Source organism: Trichlorobacter ammonificans, from assembly GCF_933509905.1.
Lineage (GTDB): Bacteria > Desulfobacterota > Desulfuromonadia > Geobacterales > Pseudopelobacteraceae > Trichlorobacter > Trichlorobacter ammonificans.
Window position 1 is genome coordinate 1,988,102 of record NZ_OW150024.1, and the last position, 15,750, is coordinate 2,003,851.

Here is a 15,750-nt window from a genome sequence, read left to right on the forward strand (position 1 = left end):
AAATTCTCAAGGAGGACACTATTATGAAGAAGATGATGATGAACGTCGTCGTGGCTTTGGTGTTCGGATTTTCGCTAAATATTACAACGGCAAATGCTGAGGATCAAAAACCGAAGGCGGAAAAGAAAGCATCTGCCACTAGCAAAAGACCTGATAGTCCCTTTTTCGAAAGCAAGGAGGCCGCAGAAAAAGCAGGATGTACGTGCACTTGGGAAGGGCGTGAGTACAGTAAAGGTTCCACAGTCTGTAAAAACAAATCAAAATTTGAATGCGGGTGCAATGGATGGTTCGACACAAAAAAGGGCTGCTAACATGTAATTCAACAGTTCGTTTAGGAATGTAACAATCGTTGGCAATATTTAAAAAGGGCTAAGCCCCCATAATAAAAGATAAAAGGAGATTCATATGCTTAACTTTATCGGTCAGTTTGTCTTTATCAGTGCACATGGGAGGCTGCTGCAGGCCCACACAGACGGAGAGATGCATGCAAGTCAAGAGGTTCAAAATCCAGGTGAGGAGGAGCGGTGGAACGTGTATGTTTGGCCTGATGGCCAAATTTCACTTCAAAATTTCAGAACTAATCTCTGGCTTTGTGCGGAGCCGAGTGGTCGTGCGATTTGCGACCGCACTGCACCTGCTTCATGGGAACAGTGGAGATTATATGCGGGTGGCGACAAAACTACGGTGTGCCTCAGAAGCGCACATTCGACGTGGCTGTGTGCACAGCCACCCGCCCAAGACACACAATACGGAGGCGAAGTTATCGCAGATCGGCGAAATGCGGCTGCCTGGGAGCATTTCACTATGGTCCCATCTGCTGGCCAACCAATAAAAAACCAGACTTGGTGGAATACCGTTGGAGACGTCTTGAAAGCCGCTGAAACCATACTTCCAATTATTGTTGGTGCGTAGAGTAGCTTTGGGACGTAGAGGAGGAAATTGAGGAGTCAGCCCTCGACAAAGGACGTAAGAGAAGAGAGATGTCCCAACAAGCCCCATGGACGCCGACCGCCCGAAAAATCTGGGCGGGCGGGTCATGGGGCACCCCGTTGGAGTGATAGACACAATGAACCTTGAAGAAAAAAAGCTAGACAAGTTGAGCGCTGCGTGGCGCGAGGAGAATAGATTGAGGTCTTCAGTTCCGGCATACCACAACTGGATAGGACGCTTGCGGATGGAACTACTACGACCGGATGGATTGTCGCTGCTTCAACTGATGGTCCCGAACCCACATACAGGGGGGTGAAGTGAATATTACATACCATAAACTTGTCAACGCCGCAGAGCTTCCAGCAGAGGCTACAGCTGAAACCCATCTATTCTGTGTTGATGTTGATGATTTGTCAGGACGTGCCGTCGAGATGATTTCAACAATAAACGATACTTCATGGATTTCCGGACTTGGGCCTATCCCAAGGACTTCCTATGAAACAATTGCCTTAAAAACGGCTGCTAAACTTGTTGAAATTTTCCAATCTGCTGATGGCAATATCGGAGCTGAGTTTGGAGAATATGTAGTTTCCATGTCTGCGGGGGATTGCTTAGGCGCCAAGCTTGGCCATACTGTGCTGCCACTTTCTGAGCTTTGGAAAGAGCAATTAAGCGGCAATCCTGGTTTTGATTTTCATACAGAAAGTCACAATAACAGAATTGCTTTTGGCGAAGCGAAATACAATCGTAACCAGAGCTCATATACTGACGCGGCATCGCAAGCTCACGACTTTATCGATGCGAATAAAGATAAAATGGATGCCGTTCACCTGACGCATTTGGCAAGTGGTGAAGCAATGGATGCTTTTCTAAAGGGATCACGCGGCTTAGCGATTGCGTTTTCTTTGCATTCTAAAAACCATGAGAAAATCCTAGCAAATGCTCTGGCTTCAGATTTTGTGCAGGCGCTATGCAAAAGGGCTGATGAGCTCTACGTGATCGGAGTTCGGACATGAGGCCTGCCGAAATTATCCAGCATGAGAATCCTTTGGAGTTGATGACCTCTATTTTGGAGCGATTGCATGTTAACGGTCCAACGCGTTCCGAAGATTTAGAGGCATTGGCTTATCTGAAGTATTTCCACTCCCCTATATTTGCTGAATATGAGGGGAGGCTTACTTATCTTCTTGGTTTGTTCCATAAGGTTGGTGAACCCAAAGATGTTCTAAGTCTGGCTTACTCAACATTCAAGGACGCAATTGTGGAGCAGGCCAACCAAGTCCTCACGCCGGTGCAGGCCAGCATTAGAAGTGGGATTCTTGATAATAAATATTTTTCTTTTTCTACACCGACAAGTGCAGGGAAATCCTATTTATTTAGACAGCTTATAAGGGATGAAAAAGGCGATGTAGTCATCGTTGTTCCCTCACGAGCGTTGATTGCAGAGTATTTGATTGCAGTGAGGTCTATTCTGCAAGATGACCCTAGCATTTTGGTCCTGCAATTCATTGACGACATTAATAAGTCAGCGACCAAGAGGCGTGTATTTGTCGTAACTCCTGAGCGTGGAAAAGATTTGTTTAGAGATGCTGAAAAATATGAGGTGTCTCTTTTTCTGTTTGACGAAGCGCAGTTGTCGGATGAGAAGTGGCGCGGAGTTAATTTTGATTCGTTCGTAAGGCGTGCTGAACGTGCTTATCCTGATGCGAGAAAAGTTTTTGCTCACCCGTTTGTTGAGAATCCCGAAGCACAACTCGTAAAGCATCAATTTGAAGAAGCGGCGTCTGCGAAGGCTTATTCATATGGGGCTGTTGGGAAAATTTATTTAGGAACTGATAGGGAGACGGGAGGTTTTACGTCGTTTTCGCCATTTTTAGAGAATGGGCATTATATAAAAAATCATTGTGAATTTCCGGAAGATGCTGTTGGGCAAGTTATTGCTGCTGGTGGAACCCTCCTAGTTTTTGTCTCTAAGTCCTCCATATACGATAAAAGCTGCATTGGAAAGTTCGGCCGCTATGTCGATATGTGTGAGCCTATAACCAACAAAAAGGCGCTGGCCATTGTTGACAGAATCGAAAGACTGATAGGTGCAAAGGGTAAAGGGTCTGACCTCGTGGAGTTGATGAGGCGAGGGGTCGTAATCCACCATGGTTCTGTTCCGCTTCCTGTTAGATATCAGATTGAACATTTTACCAAGCAAGGGTATGCGAAAATCTGCTTTTCAACCTCTACGCTAGCGCAGGGGGTTAACATGCCCTTCGATGTGGTGTGGGCTGATAATATAAGATTTTTGGGATCTGAAGAGAATAAAGCACTTGGTCTAAGAAATTTGATTGGAAGGGCAGGTAGAACCAGCAAAGACGTTGATAAGTTTGATTTTGGTTTTGTTGTTGTTGAAAATATAAAGCAATTTATTGATCGGCTGTCAGCTTCTTTGGTGCTTGAAGAGACTTCGCTGATAGATAGCGATTCTGAAGAGCTACCTGAAGACATAAGGGAGGATATTGAATCTATTCAAAATGAAACAATATCCGACGAATATAACTTGCCAGGTACTCGCCTTGAGAGACTTGCGTCAGTGGAATGTGGCAAACATGTGGCATTGTCGCTCGATTTACTGTTTGACAAGGGTGAGTTGATTACTGGCAACGCATATCGTGAGCTTCCTGAAGAGCATAGGAGCGAGATTAAAGGTACTTTTAAGAATATTTTCTCTATTTCATTGAAACGCGATCTTAAAACTGGAGAGAAGACAGTACTTTCAAGCGCTATTACAATATTTCTTTGGCATATCCAAGGAAAATCTTTCCGCGAAGTAATCATGCTTCGTTATAATTATTTGTCAAAGGCAAAACTAAGAAGAGAGCTGATAAGAGCTCTTCGTAGAGGAGAAATATCAGAGAATGAGTACGACAGTAAATATCGATCCCTTGAGATAGAGTACTCTTCCTTACCTTATCAGCTTCCGAATTCAACCTTAACTAAGAGCCCACCATCGAGTTTCGGAGATCATCTGCACGTATCAGAGATAAACTTTGATCATCTTGTTTATGATACTTACGATTACATGGATAAGGTGATTTCCTTCTCTTTAGCTGATATCTTCGTAGCGGCATATGACAGTTATTATCAGCGTACAGAGGACGACCGGGCTCAAGCAATGGTCAACTATGTTCGCTATGGGACTAACGATGAAAAAGAAATATGGCTGCTTAGGTATGGCTTTTCATTTGAAGATATCGAAATGGTAGAGGGATATGTCTTAAGTATTGATGAAGACGGAATCACCTTTGATGAAGCAGTTGAAGATTTGCGGGAAGAGCCAGTCTGGGAATTGGTCGAGAGGTATCTGTAATTCGGGGAGCCTCAAAAGGGTCAGCCCTTGACACGAGACAAAAGTAAAATGGCAACAGGCTAAAAAGGCGAGGTCCCAACCCGGCAGTTCGACACCGGTCGGGCGGAAAGACTGCCCGAACGGGTCAACTGCGCGAACCGTAGCAAAGGGTCGCGTCTTCATTATTCACAATCGGAAGGTCATCCAAAATGTCCATCCTCATCCCATCCATATCCACCTGCAAATTCGCCACCTCCGGCGAACGCCGCTTTGCCCGCCTGCTTGAGGCCAAGCTGGAAGATGATTATCTCTGCTGGTACAACGTGCCTATCGGTCCCAAACGCCTGCATCCTGACTTCATCATCATGCACCCCCGGCGCGGCATCCTGATTCTGGAGGTAAAGGACTGGCGTTTAAGCACGATCACGTCGCTGAACCATCATGAAGCTGAGTTGATCGTTCATGGTCAGACCAAGAATGAAAAGAACCCGCTGGAACAGGCCCGTGAGTATACCACCGCAGTGGTCAATATCCTTCAGACCGATCCCCAGCTTATCCACAGCGAAGGACGCTATCAGGGCAAGCTGCTTTTCCCTTGGGCCTGCGGCGTTGTCTTGACCAACATCACCCGCAAAGAGTACGAACAGACCGACCTGGAAGAGGTGATCGACTCGCGCTGGATCATCTTCAAGGATGAGATGACCGAATCAGTGGATGCCATGACCTTTCAGGAGCGGCTTTGGGGGATGTTCCCGTTCAACGCCGCTGGTATGTTGACCCTGCCGCAAATCGAGCGGGTGCGCTGGCACCTGTTTCCGGAAGTCCGCCTGCCATACAAACAGGCTTCGCTGTTCGATGCCTTGGATGATGAACCGCAAGCGCTGCCCGACATCATGCGGGTTATGGACCTGCAGCAGGAGCAGTTGGCCCGCAGCCTGGGAGAAGGTCACCGGGTTATCCATGGTGTGGCCGGTTCCGGCAAAACCATGATCCTGGGCTATCGGGCCGAACATCTGGCCAAGGTCTGTACCCGCCCGATTCTGATCCTCTGCTACAACAAGGTGCTGGCTCACCGGCTACAGCAGTGGATGGAGGCAAAGGGGATTGCCGACAAGGTGCAGGTGTATCATTTCCATGCCTGGTGCTACCGGCAGCTCAAGACTTACAACATACCGATACCGCCAAGTTGCAGCGGCAGTGACGACTTTTGCGATGAGCTGGTAGATACGGTGATCCGCCAGGTTGATCGGAAGATGATCCCGGCCGGTCAGTATGATGCGGTGATGATCGATGAAGGGCATGACTTCCGCTCTGAGTGGCTGAAGCTGGTGGTGCAGATGGTTAACCCTTCTTCCAACTCGTTGCTGGTGCTGTACGACGATGCCCAGTCCATCTACGATACCCGCAGGAAAGGCAAATTCAGCTTCAAGAGCGTCGGCATCCAGGCCCAGGGGCGCACCACCATCTTGCGGATAAATTATCGCAATACCGACGAGATTCTGAACTTTGCCGCCCGGTTTGTTCAGGGACAGCTCACCCAGGAAGAAGCGGATGAAGACGGCATTCCTCGCCTTGCCCCGGTTCCCGGCGGCAGGCGTGGTTCAAAACCGGTATTGATAAAGCTGCCGACCATCCCCGAAGAGGCTGACGCGATAGCCCAACGGTTGAAAGAAGCACATCACGGCGGGGTGTCCTGGAAGGATATGGCGGTGCTTTTCTGGGATGCTCAGGATAGCAATGAGCTATATCGGGCGTTGTGTGACGCAGGGATTCCTTTTGCCGGAAAAGACAAGCTCCGTTTCAATAACAAAGAAAACAGAGTGGGTTTTCTGAGTTGCTATAGCTGTAAAGGGCTGGAATTTCCGCTCGTGGCTGTGATGGGCAGCCGTATCTCGGAACAAGCCAAAACCGATGCCGAAACAGCCAAGCTGCTGTATGTGGCCATGACCCGCGCCACAGAACATTTGGTCATGACGGTTGGAGAACAGTATGCGGCTTCACATACCGTTTGAAGGAACTGGCGGATTTGCCGTGCCAACGGGATTACCAGCGTCAGCGGTCTCCGAACTCGAAGGGTCGGAGAGAAGACGAACAAGAAGCTGGCGGCCTGCAGGACGATGAGTTGACGGATGTCCACAACACGTTTAAACCGTTTAAACTAGGTTTAAACGCACATGAAAGAGGATATCATGGCACCTGTTGAAGCCGTTCTTGACATTAAAAAAATGAATACGTTGACTACTCGACATGCCCCCCCCCGTTCCCCCCCCAGCGGGGGAGGGAACGGGGGGGGGGGAAATGTCGGGTAGTCAACGCATGTCGTAGTAATTGCGTACAGACCATGACAGATAGGTGTTCTCCCCCACCACGGCGGCCTCGTGAGCGGATGACCAGACGGAATCAAAGACCTGAAACTATACGATCACACCGGAGGAACCCATGCCAACAGCATTGGCCAGGTTGAAGACCACGCTGCAGGAGAAGGGTGTTGACCCGTCGCTCCTGGCGGAACTGGAGGCGGAGCAGGCCGGGCTGCGCCACAAGGCCGACGAACTCGAAACCCTGCTGATCATGATCGTCCGCACCGGCTGGCCCTGGGACGAGGACGGGGAGCCGAATGCGGTCCATCATGCCGCAAAGGACGGATTTACCGCTGCCATGCGTGAGGCGCGGGATCTGCTCGGCCTGAACCTTCATTCCAGGCTTACCCGGACCGAGCCAAAAACATGAACAGACATGATACCCGGCCGGTCACGGAATCAGGCCGGTGCTCTGTAGAGAGCTGTTGACGCAACCGGGGAAATGGAGGATGTTCCGCACGGCAGTGATTTCGAGTACCGGTGGAGGAGACAATGGCTGAAGCTCTGGTTACCATACGGGAAGCGGAGGTGGTGGTGGCAACGGCACCGCTGGTGACGCCGTTTCGGATCGCCACCGGGCAGCACGACCGGATGGAGAACGTGTTTCTGCGGCTGAAGGCCGACAACGGCATCTACGGCTACGGCGAGGCTGCGGTGGCCAGCCATATCACCGGCGAGACCGTGACCGGCACCCGCGATACCCTGCAGGCCGCGGCCGACCGGCTGGTGGGCCGCACGGTCAGCGACCTGCCGGAGCTGGTGGAGGAGTTTTCTCCCTGTTTTACCGGCAACCACGCGGGTCTGGCCGCCTTCGAGGCGGCCCTGCTGGACATTTACTCCCGCACGCGGGGCATCCCCCTTCATGCCCTCTTTTCACCGCCCCCCGGCTGTTCCCCCCGTTACTCCTTCCAGAGCGACATCACCATCGTCATCGGTTCCCTTGAGGAGGCGGAACGCGCTGCGCAACGGTACGCAGCCCAGGGGTTCACCACCTTCAAGATCAAGATCGGCCGGGACCACGAGCTGGACCTGGTGCGGGTGCGGGCGGTACGGCGGGCCGCGCCGGACAGCAGCCTGATCCTGGACGCCAACATGGGGTTTACCGCCGACGCCATGCTTGCCTTCCTGCGCCGTCTGGAGGGCATGGGCATCCGCCCCGCGCTGGTGGAACAGCCGGTACCCAAGGCCGACTGGGAGGGGCTGGCCATGGTGACCCGCGAGGCGGCGCGCTCCGGCATCCTGGTCTGCGCCGACGAGAGCGTGGGTTCCCTGGCCGAGGCGGAGCGGGCCATCGCCTCCCACACGGTCAGTGCCATCAATATCAAGTTCATGAAGAGCGGCATCGCCGAGGCGGCCCGGATCGCCCGCTTCGCCAGCGTGCACGGCATCAGGCTGATGCTGGGGGCCATGATGGAAAGCTCCCTGGCCATCACCACGGCGGCCCATTTCGCCGCCGGCATGGGCTGCTTCGATTTCATCGACCTGGACACCACCTTCTTCATCAGCGGTCCCTTCGCCCACTCCCCCTACCTGGACGCCGGCGGCCGGTTCAACCTGGCTGCGGCAGGACCCGGCATCGGGGTTGCGCCCCCCCTGGGATGATCACCCACCCGCTGCTGATCGCCCTTGTCCTGCTGGCACTGGAACTGCTGGTGCTGGGGCTGGCCCGCCACCCCCGCACCGGGCGCTGGTTTTCCTTTATCCCGCCGGTGTTCTGGATCTATTTCCTGCCCATGCTGGCCGCAGGGAACGGCCTGATCGATCCCGCCAGCCCGCTCTACGCCCAGGTGACCCGCTGGCTGTTGCCGGCCAGCCTGGTGCTGCTGCTGGTGCCGGTGGACGCACGGGCCATCCTCCGCCTGGGGCCCAAGGCCCTGGCCATGTTCGTTGCCGGCGCCGTCGGCATCATTGCCGGGGGCGTGCTCTCCTTTGCCCTGTTCAAGCCGCTGGTGGGGGCCGGGTTCTGGTCCGGGTTCGGCGCCCTCTGCGCCTCCTGGACCGGCGGCAGCGCCAACATGATCGCGGCCCGTGAGGCCCTGGCCGTGCCGGACCACGTCTTTGCGCCGATGGTGATCGTGGATACGGTGATCCCCTACCTCTGGATGGGGATGCTGATGGCCGGGGTGGCGCTGCAGCCGGCCTTTGACCGCTGGAACCGGGCGGACCGGACCATCCTTGACGAACTGGGCAGCCGGATCGCGGGCGACCGGCAGCGGCAGGGGCAGGAGTACTGCCTGACGGGAGCGGCCGCGCTGGTGCTGCCGGCCATGGCGGTGAGCGGCCTGGCCCACCTGCTGGCCCGCCAGCTCCCCCAGATCAGGGATCTCGTCTCCACCGCCACCTGGACCATCGTCATCGTCACCCTGCTGGGCATCCTGCTCTCCTTCACGCCGCTGCGCCGGCTGGAGCGGTACGGCGCCTCCCGCGCCGGCTCGTTTCTGCTCTATTTCGTGCTGACCACCATCGGGGCCCGGGCCTCGGCGGCCAGCATCGGCTCGGCCCTGCTGCTGCTGGCCGCCGGCGTCGTGATCGTGGCGGTCCACGGCCTGTTCCTGCTGATGGCGGCGCGGCTGCTGCGGGCACCGCTCTTTCTGGCCGCCACCGCCAGCCAGGCCTCTATCGGCGGGGTGGCCTCGGCGCCGGTGGTGGCCGAGGTCTACCAGCCCGGGATGGCGCCGGTGGGGCTGCTGCTGGCGATCCTGGGGAATCTGGTGGGGACCGGGCTGGGGATTATCAGCGCCCACCTCTGCCGTCTGGTGTAACACAAGGTTGCTGAAAAAGAGCCATCTCGCCGCCGTCCTCGAAAGCGGCTTTGTGCGGCGTAGCGCTGCTACGCCTCCGCAGGGTTTTCTGCGGGTGCGACGATCTGACCGTTTTTGAGCAACCTTAGGACTTTCAACCGTCTGCTGAAAATCTATCTCGACAATCAAGGAGGTTACCATGTCACGTACGGTGTTCATTACCGGCGCTTCGTCAGGGTTCGGCGCGGCCAGCGCCCGGCTCTTCGCCCAGGCCGGGGACCGGCTGGTGCTGGCGGCCCGCCGTCTGGAACCGCTGCAGGCCCTGCAGGAGGAGTTGCAGGGTCAGACTGAAATCCATGCCGTCCAGCTGGACGTCCGGGATCGCGTCGCTGTGGAGCAGACAGTGGCCGGACTGCCGGAACCGTTTCGCGCCATTGACATCCTGCTGAACAACGCCGGCCTGGCCCTGGGATTGGAGCCGGCCCACCAAGTCTCACTCGACGATTGGGACACCATGATCGATACCAACATCAAGGGGCTCACCTACTGCACCCGCTTCATCCTGCCCGGCATGGTGGCCCGCAACCGGGGACACGTGATCAACATCGGCTCCACCGCCGGGGCCTGGCCCTACGCCGGGGGGAACGTCTACGGCGGCACCAAGGCGTTTGTGGAGCAGTTCACCCGCAACCTGCGCACCGACCTGCAGGGGACCATGGTGCGGGCCACCTGCATCGCCCCCGGCATGGCGGAGACCGAGTTCTCCAACGTCAGGTTCAAGGGGGACAGCGCCAGGGCCGCCAGGGTGTACGAGGGCAGCACGCCGCTTTCCGCCCATGACGTGGCCTCCATCATCCGCTGGGTGGCGGACCAGCCCCCCCACGTCAACATCAACACCCTGGAGGTGATGTGCATCGACCAGAGCTGGGCGCCGCTGGCGGTCCACCGGACAGAGAAAATGCCCCCGGTGCCTTGACTTCCTCCGGCGGCATGCTTACCTCTGTTTCAGGTGCTGCATGCACCGGTGAAAGGACGCACAACTATGGACATCAACCGTTTAACCCAAAAATCCCAGGAAGCGCTGGCCGCAGCCCAGGCCAAGGCCACCAGCTTCGGCCATGTTGAGGTGGATGGCGAGCATCTGCTCTGGGCCCTGCTGTCCCAGGAGGGGGGGCTGGTACCCCGCCTGCTGACCAGGATGGACCTGGACCTGCCGGGTCTGCAGAAGGCGGCAGAGGCCGAGCTGGACCGCCGCCCCCGGGTCTCGGGTCCCGGCGCCGAGCCGGGCAAGATCTACGTTTCCCAACGGTTCTCCCGCCTGTTGGTGGCGGCCGAAGCCGAGGCCAAGCGGCTCAAGGACGAGTACGTGTCGGTGGAGCACCTGCTGCTGGCCCTGGTGGCCGAGGGGGACGGCAGTGCCGCCGGCAAGCTGCTGAAGCAGTACGGTGTTACCCAGGAAAAGCTGCTGGCGGCCCTGACGGCGGTGCGGGGCAACCAGCGGGTCACCTCGGCCAACCCGGAGGAGACCTACGAGGCCCTGGAGAAGTACGGCCGGGATCTGGTGAAGATGGCCCGCACCGACAAGCTGGACCCGGTGATCGGCCGTGACGAGGAGATCCGCCGGGTGATCCGGATCCTCTCCCGCAAGACCAAGAACAACCCGGTGCTGATCGGCGAGCCGGGGGTGGGCAAGACCGCGGTGGTGGAGGGACTGGCCCAGCGGATCGTCAAGGGCGACGTACCGGAGGGACTCAAGGACAAGACCGTGTTTGCCCTGGACATGGGGGCCCTGATCGCCGGGGCCAAGTACCGGGGCGAGTTCGAGGAACGGCTGAAGGCGGTGCTGAACGAGGTGAAGGAGGCGGCCGGCCGGATCATCCTCTTCATCGACGAACTGCATACCATCGTGGGTGCCGGCAAGGCGGAAGGGGCCATGGATGCCGGCAACATGCTGAAGCCGATGCTGGCCCGGGGTGAGCTGCACTGCATCGGCGCCACCACCCTGGACGAGTACCGCCAGAACATCGAGAAGGATGCGGCCCTGGAGCGCCGCTTCCAGCCGGTGCTGGTGGAGCAGCCCACGGTGGAGGACACGGTCTCCATCCTGCGGGGGCTCAAAGAGCGGTTCGAGGTGCACCACGGGGTGAAGATCCAGGACAACGCCCTGGTGGCCGCCTCCACCCTCTCCCACCGCTACATCACGGAGCGGTTCCTGCCGGACAAGGCCATCGACCTGGTGGACGAGGCCTGCGCCATGCTGCGCACCGAGATCGATTCGCTGCCGTCGGAACTGGACACCATCTCCCGCCGGGTGATGCAGCTGGAGATCGAGGAACAGGCGCTGAAAAAGGAGAAGGATGAGGCCAGCCGCGAGCGGCTGGAGGCCCTGCGCAGGGAGCTGGCCGAGGAGAAGGAGAAGGCGGCGAGCATGCGGGCCCAGTACGACACCGAAAAGGTGGCGATCCAGCGGGTGCAGGGGTTGCGGGAGCAGATCGAGAAGACCCGCCGGGAGATCGAGCAGGCGGAGCGCTCCTACAACCTGGAACTGGCCTCCAAGCTGAAGTATTCCGAGCTGCCCGGCCTGGAGACGGCCCTGAAAAACGAGGAGGCCGCGCTTTCCAGCCGCCAGGGTGGCCAGAAGCTGTTGCGGGAAGAGGTGACCGAGGACGAGATCGCCGAGATCGTTGCCCGCTGGACCGGCATTCCGGTGACCCGCCTGGTGGAGACAGAGCGGGACAAGTTGCTCAAGCTGGACGAGATTCTGCACCAGCGGGTGGTGGGGCAGGACGAGGCGGTGCAACTGGTGGCGGACGCGGTGCTCAGGGCCCGGGCCGGCATCAAGGATCCCAAGCGCCCCATCGGCTCCTTCATCTTCCTGGGTCCCACCGGGGTGGGCAAGACCGAACTGGCCCGCACCCTGGCCGAGGCGCTGTTCGATTCGGAAGAAAACATGGTGCGGATCGACATGTCCGAGTACATGGAGAAGTTCGCGGTGTCGCGGCTGATCGGCGCACCTCCCGGCTACGTGGGGTACGAAGAGGGGGGGCAGCTCACCGAGGCGGTGCGGCGCAAGCCCTACTGCGTGCTCTTGTTCGACGAGATCGAGAAGGCCCATCCCGATGTCTTCAACATTCTGTTGCAGATCCTGGACGACGGCCGGGTGACCGACAGCCACGGCCGCACGGTCAGCTTCAAGAACACCGTGATCATCATGACCAGCAACATCGGCGCCCCGCACCTCCTGGAAGGGATCACCGCCGACGGCGATATCCGCGAATCGGCCCGCATCGCGGTGATGAACGAGCTCAAAGGGGCGTTCCGCCCCGAGTTCCTGAACCGGGTGGACGACATTGTGCTGTTCAAGCCGCTACATCTGGACGAGGTGACCCGCATCGCCAAGCTGCTGGCAGCCCAGCTGGTGGAGCGGCTGAAGGAGCGGCGCATCACCCTGGAGATCAGCGACGAGGCGCTGCAACAGATCGCCAGGGCCGGCTATGACCCGGTCTACGGCGCCCGGCCGCTGAAGCGCTACATCCAGCGGGAGCTGGAGACCAGGGTGGCCCGGGCCATCATCGCCGGACAGGTGCTGGAGGGGGGGACCCTGCGGGTGACCCTGGAGGACGGGAAGCTCACGGTACAGTAACGCTGGGATGGCGGTAACGACATGCACAACGCCCCGGCTCCTTGTGAGGAACCGGGGCGTCGTGTATTCAGCGGATGGATTTTTTGGGTGTTCCCCGCTTTCCCTCGCTCATTCCCGCACCGGGACCGCTGCGGGCTTCCAGAATGGTCAGCAGTTGGGACAGGCCGCTGGCGATACTGTTCAGCTTGTTTTCGGAAAGCATGCACAGCCCGTTCACCAGCATACCATGGGCGATCTCCGGTGAACGGTCCACCAGGGAGACGCCTTGCTCAGTCAGGCTGACCTGTACAATCCGCCGGTCGTTTAACGAGCGGATCCGCTGGACATACCCCTTGATCTCCAGCACATCCAGAATCCGCACCACGGTGGAGGCATTGACGTGCATCCGTCGGGCCAGATCACTAACGGTCATGGCGCTGTCCGGCTCCTCGGAAAGAACCTTGAGCGCCCAGAGCTGGGAACCGCTCAGGCCGGAATCAGCGGCAACGTTTTTCGACTGCTTGTTGACGACGTGAAACAGCCGCTTCAGGCTGTTCACCGTTTCCTCGGCCACCAGCATACTGCTGCGATGCGACATGACCTTCTCCTCGTCTCAAGCGGAGCGGGGCAGGCGCCCCCGATACCGGCGCCTGCCCCTTACAGTCACATTTTGTTCAGAAGCGGCACGATCAGCAGGGACACGATGTTGATGATCTTGATCATCGGGTTCACGGCCGGGCCGGCGGTATCCTTGTAGGGGTCGCCCACGGTATCGCCGGTAACGGCCGCCTTGTGTGCCTCGCCCCCCTTACCGCCGTGATAGCCGTCCTCGATGTACTTCTTGGCATTGTCCCAGGCGCCGCCGCCGGTAGTCATGGAGATGGCCACGAAGATACCGGTGACGATGGAACCGACGATAACACCGCCCAGAGCCTTGGGCCCCAGGGTGAAGCCGATGATCACCGGCGCGGCAATCGGGATGATGCCGGGGATGACCATTTCCTTCAGGGCGGAGCGAGTGACGATGTCGACGCAGGCGGCGTAATCCGGCTTGCCGGTCCCTTCCATGATGCCGGGGATCTCGCGGAACTGGCGACGGACTTCCTCCACCACCGAACCGCCGGCGGTGCCCACCGCTTCCATGCAGAGGGCGGCAAAGTAATAGGGGAGCATGCCGCCGATAAACAGACCGACAATGACATAGGGATCGGACAGGCTGAAGTCGATGCTGCGACCCACCAGCTTCAGTTCATCCACATAGGAGGTGAAGAGGATCACGGCAGCCAGACCGGCGGAGCCGATGGCATATCCTTTGGTAACCGCCTTGGTGGTGTTGCCGACTGCGTCCAGCGGGTCGGTAACGGCGCGGACCGATTCGTCCAGCTCGGCCATCTCGGCGATGCCGCCGGCGTTATCGGTGATCGGGCCGTAGGCGTCCATGGCCACCACAATACCGGTCAGCGACAGCATGGAGACGGCGGCGATGGCGATACCATAGACCCCCGCGCACTGGAAGGCCACGATGATGCCGACCGAGATCACGATGATCGGCATGGCGGTGGACTTCATGGAAACCCCCAGGCCGGCAATGATGTTGGTGGCGTGACCGGTGGTGGAAGCCTGGGCAATGTGCTTGACCGGGCCGTACTCGGTGGCGGTGTAGTATTCCGTAATCCAGAAGATGGCGCCGGTCACCACCAGGCCGACGATGGCCGAGACAAAGATGCTGGTGGCGCTGTAGCCGGTGGGATTTCCGGCCGGAAACATCTGTACGGTGACAAAGTAGAAGGCGATGGCGGCCAGAACCCCGGAAGCGATCAGCCCCTTGTAGAGGGCCGGCATGATCTTCTGGCTGGCACCCAGTTTGACGAAGTAGGTACCGATGATGGAGGTGATGATGGAGATGCCGCCCAGGATCAGCGGGTAGCTGACCGCGCCGCTGAAGTTGTTGAAGACAATGGCCCCCAGCAACATGGCGGCGATCAGGGTCACGGCGTAGGTTTCGAACAGGTCGGCGGCCATGCCGGCGCAGTCACCTACGTTGTCGCCCACGTTGTCGGCGATAACCGCCGGGTTGCGCGGGTCGTCCTCGGGAATGCCGGCCTCAACCTTACCCACCAGGTCGGCCCCCACGTCGGCCCCTTTGGTGAAGATACCGCCCCCCAGACGGGCGAAAATGGAGATCAGCGAACCACCGAAGCCCAGACCCACCAGCTGGCTGACCACGTCCTTCACCGGCGCGCCCGGCATCAGCTTCTGCAGCAGCAGGTAGTAACCGGCAACCCCCAGCAGCCCCAGTCCCACCACCAGCATGCCGGTGATGGCACCTCCCTTGAAAGCCACGTTCAGGGCCTGATGAATGCCGGATTTGGCCGCCTCGGTGGTGCGGATGTTGGCCCGCACCGACACGAACATGCCGATGAAACCGGTCAGGCCGGAAAAGAGCGCCCCCACGGCGAAACCGGCGGCGGTCTTCATCCCCAGCGTCACGGCCAGGGCCACGAACATCACGACTCCCACCACGGCAATGATGGTGTACTGACGCTTCATGTAGGCGCCGGCACCCTCCTGAATGGCAGCGGCAATCCGCTGCATCCGCTCATTCCCCTGGGGAAGTCCCAGAATCCACTGTGCGGCAACCAGACCATAGACGACGGCCGCCGCGGCGCAGGCCAGGGCGAAAACTACAGCATACTGTTCCATTCTGCGTACATCCTCCTGAAAGTTATCCCCGGTACGGGGTGATGACACATGCAACCT

At 58.1% G+C, this 15,750-nt stretch carries 12 protein-coding genes; 10 read left to right on the plus strand and 2 right to left on the minus strand.

Annotated elements, in window-relative coordinates; all coding sequences use genetic code 11:
- Nucleotides 1–23: 23 nt before the first annotated feature.
- From RAK07_RS08965 to clpB, 10 genes are all read left to right on the plus strand, one after another.
- On the plus strand, nt 24–311 hold the full coding sequence (locus tag RAK07_RS08965) for a hypothetical protein (RefSeq protein WP_305732493.1): 288 nt from the start codon (nt 24–26) through the stop codon (nt 309–311).
- 94 nt (nt 312–405) lie between these two features.
- Nucleotides 406–912: a fascin domain-containing protein gene (locus RAK07_RS08970; protein ID WP_305732494.1), complete on the plus strand. Its 507-nt coding sequence runs from the start codon at nt 406–408 to the stop codon at nt 910–912.
- A 335-nt stretch (nt 913–1,247) separates the two neighbouring features.
- A complete protein-coding gene (locus RAK07_RS08975) occupies nt 1,248–1,946 on the plus strand; it encodes a hypothetical protein (protein WP_305732495.1) in 699 nt (232 codons plus the stop codon).
- Nucleotides 1,943–4,288: a DEAD/DEAH box helicase gene (locus RAK07_RS08980; protein WP_305732496.1), complete on the plus strand. Its 2,346-nt coding sequence runs from the start codon at nt 1,943–1,945 to the stop codon at nt 4,286–4,288. Before RAK07_RS08975 ends, RAK07_RS08980 begins: the two co-directional genes overlap by 4 nt.
- A 188-nt stretch (nt 4,289–4,476) precedes the next feature.
- The gene (locus RAK07_RS08985) at nt 4,477–6,279 is read left to right on the plus strand and encodes a DEAD/DEAH box helicase (protein ID WP_305732497.1); all 1,803 of its coding nucleotides are present in this window, start codon (nt 4,477–4,479) and stop codon (nt 6,277–6,279) included.
- 427 nt (nt 6,280–6,706) lie between these two features.
- Nucleotides 6,707–6,997, plus strand: a complete 291-nt coding sequence (locus RAK07_RS08990) for a hypothetical protein (protein ID WP_305732498.1) — start codon at nt 6,707–6,709, stop codon at nt 6,995–6,997.
- 122 nt (nt 6,998–7,119) lie between these two features.
- The gene (locus RAK07_RS08995) at nt 7,120–8,229 is read left to right on the plus strand and encodes a dipeptide epimerase (RefSeq protein ID WP_305732499.1); all 1,110 of its coding nucleotides are present in this window, start codon (nt 7,120–7,122) and stop codon (nt 8,227–8,229) included.
- Nucleotides 8,226–9,389: a DUF819 family protein gene (locus tag RAK07_RS09000; protein ID WP_305732500.1), complete on the plus strand. Its 1,164-nt coding sequence runs from the start codon at nt 8,226–8,228 to the stop codon at nt 9,387–9,389. Before RAK07_RS08995 ends, RAK07_RS09000 begins: the two co-directional genes overlap by 4 nt.
- Nucleotides 9,390–9,567: 178 nt before the next feature.
- The gene (locus RAK07_RS09005; RefSeq protein WP_305732501.1) at nt 9,568–10,344 is read left to right on the plus strand and encodes an SDR family oxidoreductase; all 777 of its coding nucleotides are present in this window, start codon (nt 9,568–9,570) and stop codon (nt 10,342–10,344) included.
- A gap of 66 nt (nt 10,345–10,410) precedes the next feature.
- Complete coding sequence (gene clpB / locus RAK07_RS09010; RefSeq protein ID WP_305732502.1) at nt 10,411–13,011, plus strand: ATP-dependent chaperone ClpB; 2,601 nt, start codon at nt 10,411–10,413, stop codon at nt 13,009–13,011.
- 67 nt (nt 13,012–13,078) lie between these two features.
- Here the strand turns inward: clpB and RAK07_RS09015 are convergent, their stop codons facing one another.
- Nucleotides 13,079–13,588, minus strand: a complete 510-nt coding sequence (locus RAK07_RS09015) for a MarR family winged helix-turn-helix transcriptional regulator (RefSeq protein ID WP_305732503.1) — start codon at nt 13,586–13,588, stop codon at nt 13,079–13,081.
- Nucleotides 13,589–13,653: 65 nt separating this feature from the next.
- Entirely contained in the window at nt 13,654–15,693 is a 2,040-nt protein-coding gene (locus RAK07_RS09020) for a sodium-translocating pyrophosphatase (protein WP_305732504.1), read from the minus strand.
- Between the last annotated feature and the right edge of the window lie 57 nt (nt 15,694–15,750).